Source organism: Nocardia spongicola, assembly GCF_047200775.1.
GTDB lineage: Bacteria > Actinomycetota > Actinomycetes > Mycobacteriales > Mycobacteriaceae > Nocardia.
Genome location: NZ_JBJZOO010000001.1, coordinates 807,945 through 825,876, shown reverse-complemented (window position 1 = coordinate 825,876; position 17,932 = coordinate 807,945). Strand labels below are relative to the sequence as shown.

Here is a 17,932-nt window from a genome sequence, read left to right as displayed (position 1 = left end):
TCCGGCTTGGCCCGCGTATCCATCGGGACCGGGAGCTCCGTTCGGCTGGAGATAGCTGAGAAGTTGTCATCCGAAGAGATCGCCCCGGGGTGAGGAGCACCGACACGCCGGAGCGTGCCGGTGGCGAGGTGGGCGTCCGGTACCTGTTTCTCCCCGGCCGCCCACCCCGCGGCGCATCCACGTCAGGTCAGTCGCTGATTGTCTGCGGCGGTGCGCTGAGGGCGTGCGCCGCACCGAGGGTCGCCCCGACACCCGCGCCGATGGCGGTTAGGGGGACGGCCATGAGCGCCGCACCGTAGGCGGCGCCGATCGGGCCCGCTGCCAGACCGATCGGCGCGAACGGCAGGCCTATGGCCAGGCCGAGCGCACCCCCGGCGGCAGCGCCGATCAGCGCGAACGGACTGGCCACCGCCGCACCTGCCGCGGCGCCGATCGCGGCGGCCCCGATGGTCTGGCTTGCGACCCGGTCGGATCTGGTGCGCTCCATCCCCACGGAATCGAGAAATGTCGCCAGCTCCGCTTCCGCTTGCGCGGCGCCGTCGTTGAGCTGGATCGCCTGTTCTCGGTAGAGCCAGTCCGGCGCGTCGACCTGTACATCACCGAAACGCAATTTTCCGGGTGGGGGTGCGATCGGCGGCACCGGGTCGACCGGGGCGGGTGCGTGCAGTATCTCCAACGGGGCGAGGTACTCCGGCTCCGGTATCGGCCGTGCCCACAACAGCGAGCTCAGCGTGTCCTCCGGGATCTGCGGCCCCCGGTACGGACGGACATTGGGTGCCTCGGCGGCGGGCCACTGCACGGCCTGATCGGTCTGTTCGGTCTGGGGTGCCGCTGCTTGGGGCGCCGAGGCGGGCGGACCAGCCTCTGCGTGCGCGGTGCCTGCCGCCATCAGCGCCAGGACCAGGGGAACCGTTCCCGCCGCGACGATCGGGCCCATTCGCAGGCGCCGCAGTGTGGGTGCTCTGTGCTTACCCGTTGCCATAGATCACCTTTCATCAGGAAGGGAGACTCCGACGCCTCACATTCGGATCTATTGGCGACCTGGATTGGTCGAGCGCGTTGCGACACTCCGATTTGAAATAGCTGAGTACTTGCTGATCTGGTTCAGCTGACGTAGGCTCAGCCGGCTTTTGCGTCGGTGACAATCTTGTCCACGGCGACTCGGCTGTTGCTGGCGGCACCGAGCGCGGTGGCCAGTTGTTCGGCGTCTTCGTCATCGCCGGTACTGATGGCCTCCAAGGCAAGTCGGGCGAATACCCACTGCTCGGTGGCCGCCATCTGGCCACGGCTGCGGCCGAGGAAGGTGACGAACCACTGGATGACGGTGATGATCCGGCTGCGATAGCCGACCAGGTAGTACAAGTGCAGTGCCAACCAGGCGAGCCACGCGATGAACCCGCCGAATTCTAGTTTGCCCACCTGGCACACGGCGCTGAAGCGCGAGATCGTGGCCATGCTGCCCTTGTTGAAGTACTTGAACGGCTTGCGGTCCTGCGGTGCCTGCCCGGCCAGCCCCGCTTTGATCTGCTTGGCGGCATAGGTCGCGCCCTGGATGGCGCCCTGCGCCTGCCCAGGCACATCCGGCACCGACATCAGGTCGCCGACCACGAAGACATTCGGGTGGCCCTTGACGGTCAGATCCGGTTCGACCACGACTCGGCCCGCCCGGTCGACTTCGGTGCCATCGGACTGCTCGGCGAGCATTGCGCCGAGCGGGCTGGCCTGGACACCGGCCGACCAGACCTTGCACGAGGATTCGATGCGGCGGGTCGTGCCGTCGGAGTCCTTCACCGTGACCCCGAACGCGTCGACATCGATCACCATGGCGTTGAGCTGGATCTCCACGCCCATCTTCTCCAGCCGCCGTTGGGCCTTGCCGCCGAGCTTCGGTCCCATCGGTGCGAGCACCGCGTCCGCGCCCTCGATCAGCACGACGCGAGCGTCGCGCGGATCGATATTGTGGAAGGTGCCCTCCAGGGTACGGTCGGAGAGCTCGGCGATCTGCCCCGCAAGCTCGACACCCGTCGGACCCGCTCCGACGATGACGAAGGTCAACAGGCGATCGCGCTCCTCCTGGGTGGCCGCCAGCTCGGCCTGCTCGAACGCTCCGAGGATCCGCCCACGCAACTCGAGTGCGTCGTCGATGGTCTTCATACCGGGCGCGTAGGTGGCGAAATGATTGTTGCCGAAGTAGGACTGCTGGGCGCCGGTCGCGACGATCAGGCTGTCGAACGGGGTGACGGTGTCCTGGTCGAGCAGGCGCGAGGTCACGGTCTGGTTGCCCAGGTCGATATCGGTGACCTCGCCGAGCAGTACATGCGCGTTCTTCTGCTTACGCAGTACCAGCCGGGTGGCGGGGGCGATCTCACCGACAGACAGGATACCGGTCGCCACCTGATAGAGCAGTGGCTGGAACAGATGAGTCGAGGTCTTGGAGATCAGTGTGACATCGACATCGGCGCGCTTGAGATGTTTGGTGCCGAACAGGCCGCCGAATCCCGAGCCGATCACCACCACCCGGTGACGACCGTTATCGACAGTCTGAGTGCTCATCATCCTGCTCCTCGATGGACCTCGGGGCCGTCTCGACGACGGTTCTTGACACGCCCAACCGTAGCCGCCGCGCAGTGGATCGTCACGACGAGATCCCCTTTTCCGGAAATGCGCAGTGTGATCTCGCCGCGACCTGGGAGTACCGGGCGGAGGGTCGTCATGGCGCCTCGGCTGACCGAATGTACTGAAGAGCCTATGCTGGGATTGTCGTTCAGGGAGGTTCTCCATGGTCGCTATTGACCGTGCGGTCGGCTCCGAGCCGACGCAGACCGAGTCCGAGAATATTACGCTGATCCAGCCCCCGCATGAGCATTTGCTCGATCGGGCACTTGGATTGCTGCCGGAACGCCGCCGGGTGCTGGCCACCCCGCCGCGAGGCAGCGACACCGTCCCGGTGCGTGGCGACAGCGGATTGCCCTATCTCGGCAGGGCATTGCACTACATGCGTTGGGGGCCTGCCGAGATGATGGAACGCTACCGCAGGTACGGACCGGTCTCGCTGAACACCACATTCGGTCTGGACCGAGTGCTGGTCGCCGGTCCGGACGCGGTCGACGAGGTACTCGGTCGCAGGCGCCGCGATTTCGGCCAGGGTTGGGACTACCTCATCGGCCCGTTCTTCCGTCGTGGATTGCTGCTGCTGGAATTCGAGGAGCACAAATTCCATCGCAGGATCATGCAGCAGGCGTTCACCAGGGAGCGGTTGGAGGCGCATTTGGCTGCGCTGACTCCGATGGTGCGTGCCGGTATCGAGGGCTGGGTGCCACCAGGCGCTACCGGCAATACGGTGCCGCTGTTCCCGACGATCAAAGAGCTGGCTCTCGATATCGCGGGCGAAAGTTTCATGGGTATCGATGTCGGCTCACAGCGCAGCAAGCTCATCGACGCATTCGTCGACTGTTCGCACGCGGGGCTGTCGATCATCCGGCATCCGGTGCCAGGCGGCAGCTGGCGGGCCGGGATGCAGGGCAGGAAAGTACTCGAGGAGTACTTCACCATGATGCTGCCGGAGAAGCGGCGCGGCGATTCGGCGGACTTCTTCTCCGGGCTATGTCATGCGCGCAGCGAAGACGGCGGCGTCTTCGGGGACGTGGACGTGGTGAACCATATGATCTTCCTGATGCTCGCCGCGCACGACACCACTACCACGACGGCCACCGCGGCCGCCTACTATCTGGGCAAACACCCGGAATGGCAACAGCGGGTACGGGCCGAGGTAGCAACCATGGACGAACGGCTCGGCGATACCCCGCCGACTATCGCGGACCTGGACGGGCTGAGTGATCTCGGGCTGGTGGTCAAGGAGAGCCTGCGGCTGATGCCTCCGGTACCGGGGTTGTCGCGGCGCGCTGTGCGGGACACCGAGATCGCAGGCCACTATATTCCGGCTGGTACTCAGGTCGATCTCGCTTACCAGGTCAATCATCTGTTACCGGAACTGTGGACCCAGCCTGAGCGATTCGATCCCGAGCGGTTCAGCGAGCAGCGCCACGAAGACAAGTCGCATCGGCTGGCGTGGATGCCGTTCGGCGCGGGTGCGCACAAGTGCATCGGAATGCACTTCGGCACATTCGAGGTGAAGACGGTGATCGCCGCTCTGGTTCGTGAGTACGAGTGGCGAATCCCGGAATCGTACCGAATGCCTTGGGGATTCAGTACGATTCCCTACCCGAGGGACGGTGCGCCCATGACACTGCTCAGGCGTTCGGCAGGCTGAGGGAAGAAGCGCGACCGCCCCCCTTCCAACGGCCCCCTTCCAACGGGGGCCTCAGCGGCCGGCGAGAAGCATTTCCGCGATCTCGGTATCGGTCTCGGCGCCCTCGGGGTAACCGCCCTCGGTTCCCAATGCGCTCATGATGGCCAGGGTGTATCGTTCGCCCGGCCCGGCGAAGCCGACCGAGTTGACCACCCAGCCGTCCTGTTCGGCAGACCAGCCGTTCTTCAAGCCGGGGCGCATCCGCGATCCCGCGCCCCATACACCCCAGTGCTGGTTGGAGTCCACCGCGCGCATCCGGCCGAGCAGGTACTCGCGATCGTCGGGGTGCATCCGGTTGAGGATGTGGTCCATCAGCCGGTCGAGGTCGGCGGGGGTGCATTTCTGGAACGACCAATCCGGGTACAGGGCGGTGTTGGTCGGCTGCGGTACCAGGGAGGTCATCCCATTGGCACGAAAGGCATTGTTGAATGCCATCCGGTCGATACCCGCGTACTTCGTCCAGAGCAGATCCGCGGCAGCGTCGTTCGAGGTTGCCAGCATCGCTTCCATCAGACCGCGGTCATCGGCCGATAAGGTGATCGCGCCGACCCTGGCCCGGTTCAGCAGATCAGCGGCAATCGCGAGCTTGATCGTCGACGCGGTCCAGACCAGGTTCTCGGCGTTGGCATTGGCGTAGATCCCGCCGGACACCCGGTCGCGTAAGACGTAGCCGGTCACGCCGGGGCGGCTGTCGAGATAGTCGTCGACCGCGGCGATGCGCCTGCTCATATCGCAATCGAAGCCGGGCAGACATCCCTGGGTATGCACGAGCGGCGTAGCCCCAGCGACCGGGAGCACGGCGGGTGAGCTCGGAGCGAGGATTGCCGCAGTGGCGAGGACACAGGCGGAGGCGGCCACGCGAGCAATAGTTCGGTTGGCCGGGAACGGGGAACGCACGAGGAATTACGATTGCACATCATAGATCCGGACGCACGTCTTGAGCTCGGCTCGGTATTGTGCTAGAGCAGTGTGTGAGCCTGTGTCGCAGCAGTTTCGGATGCCCTGCGGTGGTCTCTTCCGGTCGGTGTCCCTTCCTATCGGTGAGACCCGCCGGTCAGCGGAACGCGGCGCGCAGTTCTTCGACGGTACGTCCATTGAGACGATAGCAGTGCTCGAACGCCTCGCCGTGCCGTTCCCTTGGCCAGGATTGCAGGACGACGGTGCGCCCGTAGTGTCGTGAGTTGACGAGCTCCCAGCACTCGCCGACCCGGCGGACTGTGAATCCGCCTCTCGGAACCAGGGGAATCACTATCGCATCCATGAACGCGAACCAGCCTTTCGGTAAAGCTCTTTCGTTCCTCCCCGGTGTTGCACTGTCGCACACCGTCCGGACGCGGCCCGCGTGACACGGCGGAGTAAACCGTTCTCATGTGCTCTATTTCACTCTTCGTGTTCTTTCTCGGGTGGGGTGGTGCGGACGCGTTTCGGGTGTCGAGCGTATAAACGTGCACGAAGTCCGTGGTCGGCGCAGCCCGACACCATCGACCGAAAGGGTGTAGATGCCGCTGCACATCCACCGTGCCGAGCGTGCCGACGTGCTTGCCGAGGCTCTCGCCGGGATGTTGGCGACACCGCTGGAAGACCCGTTCGCTGTCGAGGTGGTCGCGGTGCAGGCGAAAGGCGTGGAGCGTTGGCTGGCGCAGACACTCTCGGCGGTGCTCGGAGCGGGTCACGCGGCGGACGGTGTCTGCGCGAATATCGCGTTTCCTTCGCCTGCCGCACTGGTCACCGAGGTGCTTGCCGCGGCGAGCGATGTGGCGCCCGACGCGGACCCGTGGTCCGCGCAACGTGTGGTGTGGACGTTATTGCGGGTTATCGACGCGGCAGTGGCCGAGCCTTGGTGTGCGGTACTGGCCAGACATCTCGACGCGCAGCACCGTGACGGTCGTGCGGATCGTGTCGGCAGGCGTTATGCGACTGCGGCTCGGGTGGCCGCGTTGTTCGAGAACTATGGCGTTCAGCGTCCGGCGCTGATCACGGAGTGGGCAGCGGGCCTCGACACCGATGGCACGGGTAAGGCGATACCCGATGATCTGCTCTGGCAGCCGACACTGTGGCGTAGGCTCCGTGCCGAGATCGCAGCGCCGAGCCCGGCCGAACGATTGGACGCGGCCTGTGCGCGGTTGCGCGCACAACCGGATCTGGTGGCATTGCCCGCACGGTTATCGCTGTTCGGGATAACCCGGCTGTCCGGCGACCAGCGTGCCATCCTGTCCGCGCTGGCCGCTGTCAGGGAGGTCCATCTGTGGCTTCCGCATCCGAGCCCGGTGCTGTGGTCGCGTTCGGCCGAGGTACCGGGAGCGCATTCGCGCGCCGAGGACCGCAGTGCCACGCTGGTATCGCATCCGCTTCTGACCGGCCTGTCTCGCGAGGTCAGGGAACTTCAGCAGCTGGTAGCGCCCGACGCCGGTTCCGACACCTACTATCCCGCCCTCGTGACGTCGCAGGGGGACGAAGCCAGGGAAGCGGATTCGTCTCCGACCTTGCTGCGGGCGGTGCAGACGGGCATCAGGGACGATCGATGGCCACCGGTGGCCGGGGTGGCCGGTGCCGACGGCACGGTGCAGGCGCATGCGTGTCACGGTCCCGCACGGCAGGTCGAGGTGCTGCGGGAATGCCTGCTCGGGCTGTTCGCCGCCGATGCCACGCTCCAGCCGCGCGATGTGCTGATCATGTGTCCGGAGGTGGAGACCTATGTGCCGCTGGTGCGGGCGGCCTTCGAACAGCATGCTCCAGTGGAACAAGGAGATCCGGTGCATCCGGCGCATCGGCTGCGGGTACGGGTGGCCGATCGTGGGCGCGGAGTGACCAATCCACTGCTCATGGTGGTCCAGGTGCTGCTGGAGTTGGCCGATGGGCGGGTGAGCGTGACTCAGGTGCTCGATATCGCGGCCATCGACGTCGTCCGGCGCCGGTGCGGTTTCGATGACGACGATATCGAGCGGTTGCGAGAATGGGCGGTGGAATCAGGCGCACGGTGGGGTATCGGGCAGCGGCAGCGGCAGGCGTTCGGGTTGGCCGATTTCGCGCAGAACACACTCAACAGCGCGGTGGACCGGATCCTGCTCGGTGTTACCGCGGGCGAAACCTCCGATGACTGGCTGGATCTCGTGCTGCCACTGGATGATGTGGACAGTAACGATGTCGACTTGGCCGGGCGTTTCGCCGAATTCGTCGATCGGCTCGCGGTGTGCTTACGCGATCTGCGCGGGCCGAGGCCCGCGCACGAGTGGGCGGAGGTGCTGGGCCGGATACTCGACTTGCTCACCGAGGTGCCGGACACTCAGGCATGGCTACGTACCGAGGCCGGACAGGAGCTCGCCGCCGCCACCGAGCATGCGGACGAGGTGTTGTTGCGGCTGACCGATATCGGGGTGTTGCTGCGGACCCGATTGGCCGCCCGCCCGGCCAGGGCCAATTTCCGCACCGGGGACCTGACGGTATGCGCGATGACGCCGATGCGCTCGGTGCCCCATCGGGTCGTGGTGCTGCTCGGTCTCGACGACGATGTGTTCCCCCGCGCCACTGTCGCGGAGGGCGACAATGTGCTGGTCAGGGAACCGCTTCCCGGTGAATGGGATCCGCGCGGTACCGACCGGCAGTTACTGCTGGAGGCGATCCTCGCGGCGAGCGACACCCTGCTGGTGTTGTACACCGGTGCGGATCCGGTGAGCGGTGCGCAGCGCCCGCCTGCCATCCCGGTCGCTGAGCTACTGGATGTGTTGCGGGCCTACGTCGGGGCCCAGGCGATGGGCGCGGTGGTCACCCGGCATCCGCTGCAGGCTTTCGACCCAGGTAATTTCCGGGTCGAGCGGCCATTCAGTTTCGATGCCGTGGCCCTGGCAGGCGCCCGTGCGACCAGTAGGCAAGCGCAGCCGCCCGCGGCGTTCCTCTCCACCCCGCTGCCCGCCGCGGAGACGACGGATGTGGCACTCGCCGAACTGATCTCGTTCGCCGAGCACCCGATACGCGGTTTCTTGTGGCAGCGTCTCGGTCTGCGGGTTCCCGAGCACGAGGAAGATATCGACAACAGGTTGCCCATCGAGCTCGACGGGCTGGCCAAATGGGAACTGGGCGAGCGTTTCCTCGCGGCTCGTCTGACCGGAGCGGATCCGGCGGGACTGCGGGCGGCGGAATGGCGCCGAGGCACATTGCCGCCCTTCGGTTTCGGTGCCGCTGTGCTCGATGAGGTCGAGCACACCGTTGACCGATTGGTACGTGCCGCGCAGGCGGACTATACGGGTGTGGCCCGCGAGGTGGACATCGCGGTGGATCTGGGTGACCGGCGCAGGCTTATCGGCACAGTGTCGCAGGTGCGCGGCGAAACCTTGGTCCGTACTACCTTTTCCCGGCTCGCTCCGAAACATCGCATGGGCACCTGGATTTCCTTGCTCGCCCTCGCCGCGACCGAGGACAGGTCCTGGCGCGCGGTGAGTACCGGACGCGGCCGATTCGGCCGTCCGGTATGGCGGTGTGCGCTCACCGCGCCCGAGGCGCCGCGAGCAAAGGACATTCTGCGTGCGCTGGTCGCGATACGGGACACGGGACTGACCGAACCGCTGCCGATCGCGCCGACGGCTTCCGCGGTATATGCCGAACGGCGTTTTCGCGGGGCGAGTGTCGACGACGCGATTGCCGCGGCGGAGCGGGAATTCAACGGCGGCCAGAACGGTCCTGGCCCCTTCGGCGATCACACCGACCGCCACCTGCGTTATGTCTGGGGTCCGGCGCCGCGACTCGACGAGTTCATGGCCGCACCGGCTGCCGCGGGCGAGCGGGAGGAGACCACCCGTTTCGGGGCGCTGGCCCGGCGCATGTGGTATCCGCTGCTCGCCGCGGAGAATCAGGGGCAGTCGTGATCGGTATCGGAGTAGCTGTGCGGCCGCTCGCTTCCGCGCTCGTGCTGTCCGCGGAGCGGGTGCTGTCCGGCCGCGGAGGAGGGAGACCCACGTGACCGTTCCCGAAACTATCCTTGCCGCGCCGGTATCCGCCACCGCCTTCGAGTTGCACGGGCCGTTACCGACCGGGACGACCGTGCTGGAGGCCAGTGCGGGCACCGGCAAGACACATGCCATCGTCGGGCTTGCTGTGCGATATGTCGCCGAGGCCGGTATCGATGTCTCGCAACTGTTGTTGGTGACATTCAGCCGAGCGGCGAGCCGGGAACTACGGGAACGCGCTCGTGCCCGGTTCGTCTCCGTCGCGGCCGGATTGGCCGACCCGGATGCGGCGCGCGCACACGCCGACAGCGTGGTCCGGCATCTGGCGCAGGCCGATGTGGGTGAGATACAGCGGCGGCGGCAGCGGTTGTTGACCGCGCTCTCGGATTTCGACGCTGGCACCATCGCCACCACGCACAGTTTCTGTCAACGCATGCTCGACGAGCTCGGATTCGCGGGTGAATACGATCCGGGCACTCGGCTGGTGGAGACGGTCGACGATCTCGTCGACACCGTCGTCGACGATCTGTATCTGCACCGCTATGCCCGCACCGAACCTCCGTTCACGCTGAAAGAGGCCCGTATGCTGGCGTCGGCCGCGGTGCGGGACCGGCATGCGGTGCTTATGCCCGATCGCGAATCCGGTGCGGGCGAGCGGACCGCGTTCGCGCATGCGGTCCGCGCGGAGACCGAACGCAGGAAACGGCTGGCCGGACTGCGTGATTTCGACGATTTGCTGAGTCTGTTGCACGAGGTCCTCACCGACCAGGAACACGGGGAGCGCGCGCGCCGCCGGGTCAGGGCGCGTTACCGGGTCGCTCTGGTCGACGAGTTCCAGGACACCGATCCCTTGCAATGGGAGATCCTGCGCAGGTCCTTCCACGGACATGTCACCGTGGTCCTGGTCGGTGATCCCAAGCAGGCGATCTATGCCTTCCGCGGTGCCGAAGTACTCAGCTATCTCGACGCGGTCGCGCACGCGGATACCAGGGAAGAGCTCACCACCAACTGGCGCAGTGACGCGGGGCTGCTTGCCGCGCTGGACCACCTGCATGGCGGAGCGGTGTTGGGACACAAGGACATCCGCGTGCGACCGGTCACCGCGACCAGATCCTGGTCGCGGTTGTCCGGACCCGAGGAGCTGACCACTCCGATGCGGATCAGGTGCCTGCCGCGCACCGGTGCCGGACCGTTGAACAAATCAGGTTTCCCGGCTGTCGGCCGTATGCGTGCCGAGGTCGCCGCCGACCTGGCCGCTGATATCGCCGACCTGCTCGAGTCCGGTGTATTGCTCGATGTGCATGCCGAACCCGTTGGCACCGGAAGAGATCCGGGTATGACAGCACCCGTCGAGACGGTGCGCAGGCCGATCGAGCCCGGCGATATCGCGGTGCTGGTGCGGACTCGTTCCCAGATCGATGTGGTGCGTGCCGCACTGGACCGTATCGGCATCGGTTCGGTGCTCGCAGGCGGTACCAGTGTCTTCGCCACCACGAGCGCGGTCGACTGGCTGTGGGTACTGCGGGCGCTGGAACAACCACACCGCGGCGACCGGGTGCGGCTGGCCGCGACTACGCCGCTGTTCGGTGTCACCGCGGCCGAGATCGACAAGGAAGGAGCCGATCTGGTCGGGCGGATCAGCGCCCAGCTACGAGAGGCCGCGCGACTGTTCACCCGCGCGGGTTTCGCCGCTGTCTTCGAGAAGATCGCCGCCGAAGCGCAGGTGGCCCAGCGACTGCTCGCCGAAGAACAGGGTGAGCGCAGACTCACCGATCTGCGGCATATCGCACAGCTGCTCGATCAGGTCGCGAGCACCGAGGGACTCGGTCTGACCGCGTTGACCCGATGGCTGGCCGACCGAGTGCGTGATCCGGCTTCCGGTGTCGTCGCCGATCGCAGCCGCAGACTGGACCGGGACGACACCGCGGTGCAGATCGCGACGGTACACGCCAGCAAAGGGCTGGAATTCCCGGTCGTCTACGTGCCCTTCGCGTGGGACAGCGCCAAGAACCCCTATCCGGCGACGCTGCTGTTGCATGCCGAAGACGGCGCGCGGGTGCTGGATGTCGGTGGTCCGGATGCCCCTGGGTATGCCGAACGCAGGGCGCGCAGTGAGGCCGAGGAAGCCGGGGAAGAGTTGCGGCTGTTGTACGTGGCGCTGACTCGGGCCCGGTGCCAGGTCGTCGCGTGGTGGGCGCCGGCGATCACTACCGCGGCCGCCCCGCTGCACCGGATGATCTTCGGGCGAACCGCGCGCGGTGCCGAGGTCGCCGCGCGCGCCGCCGTACCCGTGGACGCGGTCGCCCTATCGACCCTGTCGGACTGGGCCGCCGATGCGGGGCAGGCGATTTCGGTGACAGCGGTCGCTGGGGCGGGTTCCGGTGCGCTCCGGCGGGTACGCGCCGAGCCCCCGCTCGGTGCGCTGGCCGCCGCGCGGTTCGATCGGGTTCCGGATCAGCATTGGCGGCGTACCTCGTACTCGGCGCTGACCGCGGCAGGGCACGGACCGGCCGGGCCGGTGGCCGACAGCGCACCGGAGCACGCCGGGCAGCTTGGTGACGAGCCGACGGACACACCACTTGTCGGCCGGGCCGAGCCGGACCAGCCGGGCGCCGCTTCCTTGATGAACGGATTGCCCTACGGCGCGCAGTTCGGCACTCTCGTGCACGGTGTCCTGGAACGGATCGACACCGACCGGGCGGATCTGGCCGCCGAGGTGCGCGATCGGTGTCGCGAGACGGTGGCCGAGCAGATGGTGGAGGTGGACCCCGATCAGCTCGCCCCCGCAGTGCTCGCGGTGTTGCGGACACCGCTGGAGCACGGTTGCCTGGCCGATATCGCCGCCAAGGACCGGCTCACCGAGCTCGAGTTCGAACTGCCACTGGCCGGCGGTGACCGGACCGGCGCCACCGCGGCGACAGTCCGGAAGATCGCCGATCTGTTGCGTACCCACCTTCCGGCGGACGATGACCTGTCCGGCTATGCCGACCAGCTGGAGGCGTTGCCGGACATCCCGCTGCGCGGTTATCTCACCGGAAGCATCGACGCGGTACTGCGTGTCAGTGCGGGCGCGACCACGCGGTACGTCGTCGTCGACTACAAGACCAACCGGCTCGGCACCGGCGACCTCACTGTCGCGCACTACACCCGCGACCGTATGGCCGCCGAGATGGGGCGTTCCCACTATCCGTTGCAGGCGCTACTGTATTCCGTCGCGCTGCACCGCTATCTGCGTTGGCGATTGCCCGGCTACGATCCGGCGGACGACCTCGGCGGCGTACGGTACCTGTTCGTGCGCGGCATGATCGGACCGGAGACCCCGGCGGGGTGCGGTGTTTTCGACTGGTATCCCCCCGCCGAACTGGTCGTCGCGCTCTCGGCGCTTTTGGCAGGGGAGGAGGCCGGGCAGTGACTTCGATTCAAGTGGCGCAGCGTGGCACCGGACTGTTGCGGACGTTCAACGAGGCAGGGGTGCTGTCGGCCGCCGATGTGCATGTCGCGCTCCGGCTTGGCAAGCTGGGCCGGGAGCCGTCCGAACAGGTGCTGTTCGCCGCGGCGCTGGCCGTGCGCGCCGTGCGCTCCGGCTCGGTGTGCCTTGAGTTGGCCCGGATGCGGGAGATCGGGCTCGACGCCGACGAAACCTGGGATACGGGCATCGATCCGGCGACGCTGCCATGGCCGGATATCGCGGCGGTGATCGCCGCGCTGCGGATCAGCCCGCTGGTGTGTGGGGGACCGGCGGGACCACTGCGGCCGCTGCGGTTGGTGGAATCCCGGAGCCGGGGCGACTTCGGTCCGCTGCTCTATTTGGATCGGTACTACCAGCAGGAACGAACCATCCGGCGGGTGCTCACCGAGCGGTCGGCGCACCATCCGGCGGTCGAGCCACAGCTCGTGCGCCGCGAACTGGACCGATTGTTCGGCACCGAGGCCGGGGCGGCGCAGGACCGCCAGCGTTTGGCGGCCGCGCTCGCCGCGACGCACTGGACCACCGTGGTGGCGGGTGGGCCTGGCACTGGTAAGACCCACACCATCGCGCGGATCATCGCGTTGTTGCTCGCGCACCGCGCGGCGGAGCCCAAGCTGCCCGCGTTACGCATCGCGCTGGCCGCCCCGACCGGCAAAGCGGCCGCACGGCTGCAAGAAGCCGTGCGTGAACAGGCCGATTCACTCGAATTGCCCGAGCTCACCGCCGCCACCCTGCATCGGTTGCTCGGCTGGCAACGCGGCCGCAGCACTCGGTTCATGTATCACGAGCACAATCGGCTGCCCTATGACGTGATCGTCATCGACGAGACGTCGATGGTCTCGTTGACGCTGATGAGCAGACTACTGGCCGCATTGCGCCCGGATACCAGGCTCATCCTGGTCGGTGACCCCGATCAGCTGGCGTCGGTCGACGCCGGTGCCGTGCTGGCCGACCTGGTCGCAGGCCCGATCGCCACCACCCCGAATCCGGTACTGGATCAGGTCATCGCTCCTGGTACCACCGCGGCTCCGGATACCACCGCGGCAGCGGAGGACCCGGCGGGGGAACTGACCGCGCAGGAGCGGATCCGGCTGCGGGGCGGTATCGTGCGGCTGACCCGCGGCCGCAGATTCGGCGGCCGGATCGCGGAACTTGCGGTCGCGGTGCGGGCGGGTGACGCGGATGCCGCGCTCGCGTTATTGCGTGCCGGTGGTGCGGAAGTGTCCTTGTGTATGCCCGATGACCTGGCCGCGGTGCGCGCCGATATCGTGCGAGCCGCGAACGCGGTGAGCGCGGCGGCGTTCGAGGGCGATGCGACGGGTGCGCTCAGCGCACTCGAATCCCACCGGTTGTTGTGCGCGCACCGACGCGGTCCCTTCGGTGTCGAGCGCTGGGATCGGATGGCCGCGGAGTGGGCGGTCGCGGGGGGCGCGGGCGTCGACCCGCAGCAGGCGCCGTGGTATCCGGGCCAGCCGCTGCTGGTCACCGCGAACGATCACGAGGCGCGCGTCTACAACGGTGATACCGGTGTCGTCGTGCGCTTACCCGACGGTTCGCTGCGGGTGGCATTGCACCGCGGCCGCGAACCCTATCTGGTGCATCCCACTCAGTTCCCGGCGGTGGTCACCGTCTTCGCCATGACCATCCACCGCAGCCAGGGCAGCCAGTACGACACCGTATCGGTGGTCTTGCCCGAGCCGGAATCGACCCTGCTGACCAGGGAGTTGCTCTATACCGCGATCACGAGGGCACGCCGTCACGTGCGGATCATCGGAACCGAGGAGTCCATCAGGGCGGGTATCGCGCGCCGGGTGCTGCGGGCCAGCGGACTATCCCGCCGGGAAGGAGAGTCAGGGCCCCGATGACGGGATCGCGCGCGATCCCGTCCGGTCAGGCAGTGGCCGGGGTATGTTCCCTGACCTGCTCGACGGGGGCCGGGCTGCCCCGGCGGCGATACGGAGTCCACCAGTTGGCCGGGCCCATCAGCTGAACCAGCGCGGGAACCAAGAGCATGCGGACCAGGGTGGCGTCCACGATGAGGGCGATGATCATGCCGAGACCGAGGAAACGCATAGGTGTCAGCGGGGACAGGGTGAACGCACCGGTGACGATCACCAGCAGGGTCGCGGCCGCGGTGATGACGCGAGCGGTCTTGACCGTGCCTATCCGCACCGCTTCCGCGGTATCGGCCCCCGCGTCGTGTGCCTCGACCATCCGCGAGAGCAGGAAGACCTCGTAGTCGGTGGAGAGCCCGAAAACCACAGCGATGATCAGCACAAGCATGCCCGCCGCGATCGGGCCGGTGCTGACGCCGAGCACTCCGGCCAGATTTCCGCCACAGAAGATCCAGGTGAGTACGCCGAACGTCGCGGCGAGGCTGAGGAAGGCCAGGAAGACGGCCTTGAGCGGCAATACGATCGAGCGGAACGCCACCGAGAGCAGCAGTACTGTCGCGGTGACCATGACGAGGATCATCCACGGCATCGCGGTGATGATCGAGTGCACACTATCGGCCGTGACCGCCGTATCGCCGCCGATCCACAGGGCGGTGCCTTCCGGGGGAGTCAGGGCGCGGATATCGCGCACCGTGGCAGTCGCCGCTTCACTGCGATCGGTATCGTGCAGGAAGGCGTGGAATACGACGAAATCCTCTGCGCGACCCACCTGCACTACCTGCCGTACCCCATCGACCGCGTTCAGGGCCGATACGGTGGCGTCGACCGCGGCCGACTGCGGTGGGCCGTCCGCCCCGTGCAGCACAGCGGTGACTCCGCTGCTCGCCGCGGGGAATTGCGTGGTGAGTTCTTCCACGGTCGTGCGCATCTCATTACCGGCGGGCAGCGCCCGGTGATCGATGTCGCCGAGCCGCAGACCGGTCAGCGGCGCCGCGAACACCAGCAGGATCGCGCCGACGACCACGGTCACCAGCCCCGGCCGTCGCAGCACGAAGTCGACCACTCGACCCCAGAACCGTTCGGTGCGGTCACGGGTTCGCGCGGCACCGATGCGGGTGCCGAACAGTGCCAGCAGCGCGGGCAGCACAGTGAGCGAAAGCGTGGCGGCCAGTGCCACCGCGATGATCGCACCGAAGCCGAGTGACCGTAGTACCGCCTGCGGGAAAACGAACGTGCCAGCGAACGCGCAGATCAGCAGCAGTGCGGAGAACGCGACGGTACGTCCCGCCGTCGCATAGGTGCGTGTGATCGCCGATGCCTGGTCGTGCCCGGCGGCGATCTCCTCACGGAACCGGGTGACCAGGAACAGCCCGTAGTCGATGGCCATACCCAGTCCGAGCAGCGAGGCGATATTCACCGCGAACGTACTCACCTCGGTGACTTCGGCGAGCAGACGGATCGCCCCCATCGCCCCGAGCACCGCCAGCCCTCCGATCGCGACCGGGAACGATGCGGCGATCAGCCCTCCGAATACCACGACCAGGATGATCAGTGTCAATGGCAGCGAAATGGCCTCGGCCCGGATCAGATCGCGCTGGGACTGCCCGTTGATCTCGTCGGACAGTGCGCTGAGGCCGGATAAGTCGGTCTCGACCCCCGGCACCCGCAGCTGTGGCGCGATCTCGGGGTATACGCTGATGCGCTTGCTGGCGTCACCGGCGAGGAACACCACCGCGAGGGCGTACCGGCCGTCGGCCGAGCGCAGAAACTCTTGTCTGCCGAATCCGCTGTTCCAATAGGATTCGATCGGTTTTTGTAACAGCGCGGGGTCGATCCCGGCCAGTGACTCCTGGACGCGGGGCCCGATATCGTCGAGTGTCTGCCCCTCAGGGACGGTGTATCGGACGACGATATCGGGGTTCTGCGGTCCGAGATGATCGCGTACGAGCTGATCCGCCCGCGCCGATTCGCTGCCGGGGTCGATGAATCCGGCAGCACTGACCTTATCGGCGACTCCGGCGCCGAGCACACCGCATAACAGCATCAGTCCGACCACCACCGCGAGCACCGTGCGTGGCCGGGCGAGGACGACGCGGGCCAGGGCGGTCATCGTACGGTCATATCGCGCGGCGCCAGCTCGGCTTCCAGCTGTGTGGCGATCCGGTCGAGCAGCGTCTCCAGCCGCGCCTCGATGCCTGCGCCGTTGCGGCAGGAGACGGTCAACTCCAATGTGCCGCTGGTCTCGACCATGGTGAACAGCAGCGGCATCGAGCCACTGTGCTGGGGTAGCACGCGCATGGTTGTCGGTGTCCAGCCGGGCACCGCCATTTCCGCGAGATCGAATTTGCCCATATGGGATACGGTGGCCGAAACCATATTCCGGTTCAGCCTGGCACCGAGCCAATTACTCGCGCGCAGTACCCCACGTACCATGCCGGACGGGAACTTCGACAGCTTGCCGTTGTCCAGCTGGTTCAGCTCGCTCTTCGCTTCCAGTCCGGCACGCATCCGGCCGCTGACCACTTCCCAGTTCTCGCCCGGCGCCACATCGAGGAACAGGGGAAGCGCCAGATTGCCGGTGGAGCGCAGTGCGGGGTCGTGCCTGCGCAGGTCGACCGGGATCATGAAGCGCGATGTCACGGTGGACTCGGCGGCCAGTATCGCCGCCACTCGTGCGACGACACCTTTGCCGGTGGCATGGATCGTGCGGTGGCGCAGCAGCCAGCGTGGGGCCGTCGGATCCTGTCTGCCGCGCCCGGTCGGCGCCTTTTTGGTCGGCAGTACCAGGGTGGGTTTACCCGGTGCGCCGACCCTGGCCACCAGCTCCGCGTCCGCGATCGGATCGGGCGCACCGACGGGCGGATACCCGCGCAAGGCGCGGAATACGTCGTCCACCCACATCCGCAGCCCCATACCGTCCATCGCGCCGTGGAAGGCGCGGAACACCACGGTGGTCGATTCCCCGGTGAACAGCAGCACCTCGGTGGTTCGATCAGGGGTCGGACCGATCGGGCTGTTGATCACCACATCGTCTTCCAATGCGGCGTAGTTCAGCGACCACCCCGGTACCACGCGCACCGTAGCCGCGAGGCCACTGTCCACCCACTCGTCACCGTCCCGGACCAGGCGGGTGCCTGGATTGGCCGCCGCGGCCACATCGACGGCCCGCTGCAGCGTGGCCGGATCCAGACTGCCCTCGCCGTGCACAGCCAAATGCATGACGAAGGGTGGGGTCACCGTCCGCGTCGAGAAGTACAGCCGTTCGGTGGGCGTGATCTTCCGGCGGAAGATGGTCGCGTTACTCATCCTGCTCTCCGAT

At 67.0% G+C, this 17,932-nt stretch carries 10 protein-coding genes; 4 read left to right on the top strand and 6 right to left on the bottom strand.

From position 1 onward, the window contains the following. Nucleotides 1-187: 187 nt before the first annotated feature. Together ACL02S_RS03525 and ACL02S_RS03520 are read right to left on the bottom strand one after the other, a co-directional pair. Nucleotides 188-982 (bottom strand): hypothetical protein, encoded by a 795-nt coding sequence (locus tag ACL02S_RS03525; protein WP_412800791.1) that lies wholly within the window; start codon nt 980-982, stop codon nt 188-190. A gap of 137 nt (nt 983-1,119) precedes the next feature. Continuing rightward, nucleotides 1,120-2,553 (bottom strand): NAD(P)/FAD-dependent oxidoreductase, encoded by a 1,434-nt coding sequence (locus tag ACL02S_RS03520; protein ID WP_412800790.1) that lies wholly within the window; start codon nt 2,551-2,553, stop codon nt 1,120-1,122. Nucleotides 2,554-2,779: 226 nt separating this feature from the next. Between ACL02S_RS03520 and ACL02S_RS03515 the strand changes: the two genes are divergently transcribed. Continuing rightward, a complete protein-coding gene (locus ACL02S_RS03515) occupies nt 2,780-4,270 on the top strand; it encodes a cytochrome P450 (protein ID WP_412800789.1) in 1,491 nt (496 codons plus the stop codon). 51 nt (nt 4,271-4,321) lie between these two features. On the opposite strand, the gene ACL02S_RS03510 is transcribed toward ACL02S_RS03515, so the two are convergent. Together ACL02S_RS03510 and ACL02S_RS03505 are read right to left on the bottom strand one after the other, a co-directional pair. Beyond that, complete coding sequence (locus tag ACL02S_RS03510; protein ID WP_412800788.1) at nt 4,322-5,167, bottom strand: serine hydrolase; 846 nt, start codon at nt 5,165-5,167, stop codon at nt 4,322-4,324. A gap of 196 nt (nt 5,168-5,363) precedes the next feature. Further along, entirely contained in the window at nt 5,364-5,570 is a 207-nt protein-coding gene (locus ACL02S_RS03505) for a hypothetical protein (protein ID WP_412800787.1), read from the bottom strand. Between the two features lie 238 nt (nt 5,571-5,808). Between ACL02S_RS03505 and recC the strand changes: the two genes are divergently transcribed. The 3 genes from recC (at nt 5,809) to recD (ending at nt 14,583) form a co-directional block, all read left to right on the top strand. Continuing rightward, nucleotides 5,809-9,168 carry an exodeoxyribonuclease V subunit gamma gene (gene recC / locus ACL02S_RS03500; protein WP_412800786.1) on the top strand — a complete coding sequence of 1,120 codons (3,360 nt, stop codon included), beginning with the start codon at nt 5,809-5,811 and terminating at the stop codon, nt 9,166-9,168. A gap of 91 nt (nt 9,169-9,259) precedes the next feature. Next, nucleotides 9,260-12,661, top strand: a complete 3,402-nt coding sequence (locus ACL02S_RS03495; RefSeq protein ID WP_412800785.1) for a UvrD-helicase domain-containing protein — start codon at nt 9,260-9,262, stop codon at nt 12,659-12,661. Further along, nucleotides 12,658-14,583 (top strand): exodeoxyribonuclease V subunit alpha, encoded by a 1,926-nt coding sequence (gene recD, locus ACL02S_RS03490; protein WP_412800784.1) that lies wholly within the window; start codon nt 12,658-12,660, stop codon nt 14,581-14,583. Before ACL02S_RS03495 ends, recD begins: the two co-directional genes overlap by 4 nt. Nucleotides 14,584-14,608: 25 nt before the next feature. On the opposite strand, the gene ACL02S_RS03485 is transcribed toward recD, so the two are convergent. Next, nucleotides 14,609-16,723 (bottom strand): MMPL family transporter, encoded by a 2,115-nt coding sequence (locus ACL02S_RS03485; protein WP_412800783.1) that lies wholly within the window; start codon nt 16,721-16,723, stop codon nt 14,609-14,611. Then, nucleotides 16,720-17,919, bottom strand: a complete 1,200-nt coding sequence (locus tag ACL02S_RS03480; protein ID WP_412800782.1) for a peptide synthetase — start codon at nt 17,917-17,919, stop codon at nt 16,720-16,722. Before ACL02S_RS03480 ends, ACL02S_RS03485 begins: the two co-directional genes overlap by 4 nt. Nucleotides 17,920-17,932 lie beyond the last annotated feature (13 nt).

Bases quoted from the DNA above. Each gene is read 5' to 3' on its own strand.
- ACL02S_RS03520 (WP_412800790.1), bottom strand. From the start codon at position 2,553: ATGAGCACTCAGACTGTCGATAACGGTCGTCACCGGGTGGTGGTGATC.
- ACL02S_RS03515 (WP_412800789.1), top strand. From the start codon at position 2,780: ATGGTCGCTATTGACCGTGCGGTCGGCTCCGAGCCGACGCAGACCGAG.
- ACL02S_RS03525 (WP_412800791.1), bottom strand. From the start codon at position 982: ATGGCAACGGGTAAGCACAGAGCACCCACACTGCGGCGCCTGCGAATG.
- ACL02S_RS03505 (WP_412800787.1), bottom strand. From the start codon at position 5,570: ATGGATGCGATAGTGATTCCCCTGGTTCCGAGAGGCGGATTCACAGTC.
- ACL02S_RS03480 (WP_412800782.1), bottom strand. From the start codon at position 17,919: ATGAGTAACGCGACCATCTTCCGCCGGAAGATCACGCCCACCGAACGG.
- ACL02S_RS03485 (WP_412800783.1), bottom strand. From the start codon at position 16,723: ATGACCGCCCTGGCCCGCGTCGTCCTCGCCCGGCCACGCACGGTGCTC.
- recC (WP_412800786.1), top strand. From the start codon at position 5,809: ATGCCGCTGCACATCCACCGTGCCGAGCGTGCCGACGTGCTTGCCGAG.